This window comes from Thiogranum sp. (assembly GCF_058323355.1).
The window spans coordinates 1-2,839 of record NZ_JBTTIO010000082.1; the positions used below are offsets into that span (position 1 = coordinate 1).

At 57.7% G+C, this 2,839-nt stretch carries 4 protein-coding genes and 1 tRNA gene; 3 read left to right on the forward strand and 2 right to left on the reverse strand.

Annotated elements, in window-relative coordinates; genetic code table 11:
* Nucleotides 1–151 precede the first annotated feature (151 nt).
* Nucleotides 152–228: transfer RNA gene (locus tag ACW81B_RS11815), tRNA-Pro, on the reverse strand.
* Between the two features lie 2 nt (nt 229–230).
* Complete coding sequence (ispB, locus tag ACW81B_RS11820; RefSeq protein WP_491580429.1) at nt 231–1,199, reverse strand: octaprenyl diphosphate synthase; 969 nt, start codon at nt 1,197–1,199, stop codon at nt 231–233.
* Between the two features lie 191 nt (nt 1,200–1,390).
* On the opposite strand from ispB, the gene rplU reads away from it, so the two are divergent.
* From rplU to cgtA, 3 genes are all read left to right on the forward strand, one after another.
* Complete coding sequence (gene rplU, locus ACW81B_RS11825; RefSeq protein ID WP_491580426.1) at nt 1,391–1,702, forward strand: 50S ribosomal protein L21; 312 nt, start codon at nt 1,391–1,393, stop codon at nt 1,700–1,702.
* Between the two features lie 18 nt (nt 1,703–1,720).
* The gene (rpmA, locus tag ACW81B_RS11830) at nt 1,721–1,978 is read left to right on the forward strand and encodes a 50S ribosomal protein L27 (protein WP_491580427.1); all 258 of its coding nucleotides are present in this window, start codon (nt 1,721–1,723) and stop codon (nt 1,976–1,978) included.
* An 84-nt stretch (nt 1,979–2,062) separates the two neighbouring features.
* On the forward strand, nt 2,063–2,839 hold a 777-nt coding region (cgtA, locus tag ACW81B_RS11835; protein WP_491580428.1), incomplete at its 3' end, for an Obg family GTPase CgtA.

Sequence of the window (2,839 nt, forward strand, 5' to 3'; positions counted from 1 at the left end):
GTTGTGACGCCGGTATCGATGTGTTGCTGGATGAAGCGGCTTGCGAAGGTGTGGCGACGGCTGAAAGCTGAAGCCGTCGCCATTTTTGCTGACGTTGGTCAGCGGAAATACGGGAAATAATGATTCTGAAGGTCAGTGTCCGACCAGAAACTGGTCGGGGCGAGAGGATTTGAACCTCCGACCCCTTCGTCCCGAACGAAGTGCGCTACCAGGCTGCGCTACGCCCCGATTTAATAACTCCGGTTTACCGAAAACCCGGCAAGTCCGTACAAGGCCTCTTTGTAGGGGCTGGCGGGAATGTCCGCCAGTGCCTCGATGGCCAGGTCCGCCTCGTCTTGCGCGGACTGCGCAGTGTACGCGATGGCCTGTGTCGATTCAATGGCGTCCATGACGGTATCGATGTGTTCCAGTCCGCCGTTTTCAATGGCGCGGCGAATGGCCTTCGACTGTTCCGGCGTGCCGTGCTTCATGGCGTGAATCAGCGGCAGGGTGGGTTTGCCTTCGGACAGGTCGTCGCCCACGTTTTTGCCGATGTCCTGGTTCGAAGCGCCATAGTCCAGTGCATCGTCGATCAGCTGGAAAGCCGTACCGATATGCATGCCATAGCGGGCCATGGCATCCTCGACGGCAGGTGATTGCTGGCCAAGCACCGCGCCCAGTCGCGAGGAAGCCTCGAACAGTTTGGCTGTCTTGTAGCGTATCACTTCGCGGTAGCGATCTTCGGTGGTATCCGGGTCGTGGCAGTTGAGGAGCTGCAACACTTCGCCTTCGGCAATGATATTGGTCGTCGTGGAGAGGATGCCCATCACTTTCATGCTGTCCACACTGACCATCATTTCGAAAGCGCGTGAATAGAGGAAGTCGCCGACCAGCACAGCAGCCTCGTTACCCCAGATGGCGTTGGCGGTTTCATTGCCACGGCGTAAATCGGAGGCGTCCACCACGTCGTCGTGCAGCAGGGTGGCGGTATGAATGAACTCGATAACCGCCGCCAGTTCGGTATGGTGCGGTCCCCGGTAGCCGCAGGCACGCGCAGATAGCAGTACCAGCAAGGGCCGCAGGCGCTTGCCACCACTATTGATAATGTAGCGCCCCAGCTCGTTGATCAGCGCGATGTCTGAATGCAGCCGTTTCAGGATCAGTGCATTCACGGCATTGATGTCGTCGCGCACCAGTGCGCGGATATCTTCGATATCCATATAAATGCTTTGTTTTTTAAGTACTTCCTGCATGGTGCGTACAATACGTGTTGAGTGGTTGCCTGACAATGCCCTGAGCGCAAGTCTAACCGGCAGGCGCGCATGGTACCAGAAACAGATTGGTTTGACGCAAACCGCCGAAATCCGTAGAATTGCGCCTCTTTCGGACGCTGTGATTTGGAGATTCAGCAATGTATGCGGTAATTATAACTGGCGGTAAACAGTACCGTGTAAGCCAGGGCGACAAGCTCCGTGTGGAGAAACTTGACGTTGCTGAAGGCGACTCTGTGGAACTGGACAAGGTGTTGATGGTTGTCGACGGTGACGATATCAGGATCGGTGCACCGGTTCTGGAAGGTGGCAAGGTCACGGCGCAGGTAAAGGCCCACGGCCGCGGCGCCAAGGTGGAGATCATCAAGTTCCAGCGTCGCAAGCACCACATGAAACGACAGGGCCATCGTCAGGCCTATACTGAACTGGAAATTACAGGCATCTCTGCCTGAGTTTGAGGTAAGCGCAAAATGGCACATAAAAAAGCCGGTGGTAGTACGCGTAACGGACGCGATTCAGAATCCAAACGCCTTGGCGTAAAACGTTATGGTGGCGAGAGCGTTGCAGCAGGGAACATTCTTGTGCGTCAGCGTGGCACGCATTTTCACCCGGGCGTGAATGTCGGTTGCGGCCGCGATCACACCCTGTTCGCCAAGACCGACGGCGCGGTGAAGTTCGTGACCCGCGGCCCGAAGAACCGTAAATTTGTGGACGTGGTTCCTTCCTGACCGATTCCCGGTCTCGTCGAAAAGCCCCGTCCTGGTACGGGGCTTTTTTGTGCGTGTTGCTGTTGTACCCGGTATATTAATGTTATGAAATTTGTTGATGAAGCCACTATCGATGTAAAGGCCGGTGACGGAGGGAACGGTGCGGTCAGTTTTCGTCGCGAAAAATACATTCCCCTCGGTGGCCCGGACGGTGGTGACGGTGGTGACGGCGGCAGTGTCTGGATGGTCGCGGACAGTGGTCTGAATACGCTGGCGGATTTCCGTTACGAGCGGCGTTTCAGGGCGCAACGTGGCGAGAACGGTCGTGGCCGTAACTGCACGGGCAAGGCAGGGCAGGACTGTATTATCCGCGTGCCGGTCGGAACACTTGTTTATGCGGAAGATACCGAAGAACTGATGGGCGACCTGGTGGAAGACGGTCAGCGCCTGCTGGTAGCGCGCGGCGGTTTCCACGGGCTGGGCAATTTGCGCTACAAGAGTTCCACCAACCGCGCGCCACGCGAATCGAAACCGGGAACGCCCGGTGAACACCGCAGCCTGCGCCTGGAGCTGAAGTTGCTGGCGGATATCGGTTTGCTGGGCAAGCCCAATGCCGGCAAGTCGACCCTGATTCGCGCGATTTCGGCAGCCAGGCCCAAGGTGGCGGACTATCCTTTTACCACCCTCTATCCAAACCTGGGTGTGGTGCGCGTCGAGGCGCATCGCAGTTTTGTGGTGGCGGATATTCCGGGGTTGATCGAGGGTGCCGCGGAAGGTGCCGGGCTGGGTGTGCAGTTCCTCAAGCACCTGTCGCGTACCGGCCTGTTGCTGCACCTGGTTGATGTCGCGCCGCTGGACGGCAGTGACCCGGTCGATGACGTA